Annotated in this window: 1 protein-coding gene; it reads right to left on the bottom strand. The window is 66.0% G+C overall.

The features are described 5' to 3' along the window. Positions 1 to 47 precede the first annotated feature (47 nt). Positions 48 to 1112, bottom strand: a 1065-nt coding sequence (locus AC1DHD_RS16325) for a CTP synthase (protein ID WP_476880705.1), incomplete at its 5' end; no start/stop codon positions are given.

The raw sequence follows: 1112 nt of genomic DNA, 5'->3' as shown, positions 1-1112 counted from the left end.
GTCTCAGACTTACCGGGCATCGCGCCGTCCTTTAATTCAGTTGCGGTTTACTTTGACTCTGCCGCGGCGGTCTTGGAAGCAGCCTTGCCGGTGGCGGCTACCGGCTGGCCTGCACCGTGCTGGTGGTCCAGGGCGGCCTTGACCAGCCCCGCGAACAGCGGGTGCGGGCGGGTGGGCCGGGAGCTGAGCTCCGGGTGCGCCTGGGTGGCCACGTAGTACGGGTGGACTTCGCGGGGAAGCTCTACATACTCCACCAGCTTGCCGTCGGGCGACGTTCCGGAGAACACCAGGCCCTGGGCGGCGATCTGCTCGCGGTACTTGTTGTTGACCTCGTAGCGGTGCCGGTGGCGTTCGCTGACCGTGGTGGTGCCGTAGGTTTCGGCGATGACCGAGCCCTCGTCCAGCTTGGCCTCGTACAGGCCCAGGCGCATGGTGCCGCCGAGGTCGCCCTTGCCGTCAACGATGTCGAGCTGCTCTTCCATCGTGGCGATCACCGGGTACTTGGAGTCCGGCTCGAATTCGGACGAGGAAGCGCCTTCGAGGCCGACCACGTTGCGGGCGTATTCGATGACCATGCACTGCAGGCCCAGGCACAGGCCGAGGACCGGAAGCTTGGATTCGCGGGCGTACTTCAGGGCGCCGAGCTTGCCCTCGAGGCCGCGGATGCCGAAGCCGCCGGGGACGCAGATCGCGTCGACGCCGGCCAGGGACTTGACCGCGCCTTCCGGGGTCTCGCATTCGTCCGAAGGGACCCAGCGGATCTTGACCTTGGTGTTGTTCGCGAAGCCGCCGGCACGCAACGCCTCGGTCACCGACAGATAGGCGTCAGGCAGGTCGATGTACTTGCCGACGAGGGCGATCTCGACCTCGTGCTTGGGGTTGTGGACGGCCTCGAGGAGCTTGTCCCAGCTGGTCCAGTCAACGTCCTTGAACGGCAGGTCCAGGGCACGGACGATGTAGGAGTCCAGTCCCTGGGAGTGCAGCGTCTTCGGGATGTCGTAGATGCTGGGCGCATCCGGGCAGCCAATCACGGCGTCGATGTCGACGTCGCACAGACGGCCGATCTTCTCGCGCATCGCCTGCGGCTCTTCGCGGTCCGAACGGATCACGAT

It is taken from the genome of Arthrobacter sp. 05L45_2, from assembly GCF_056397525.1.
The sequence above is the reverse complement of the archived record's forward strand: the minus strand, read 5'-3'. Positions and strand labels throughout refer to the sequence as shown.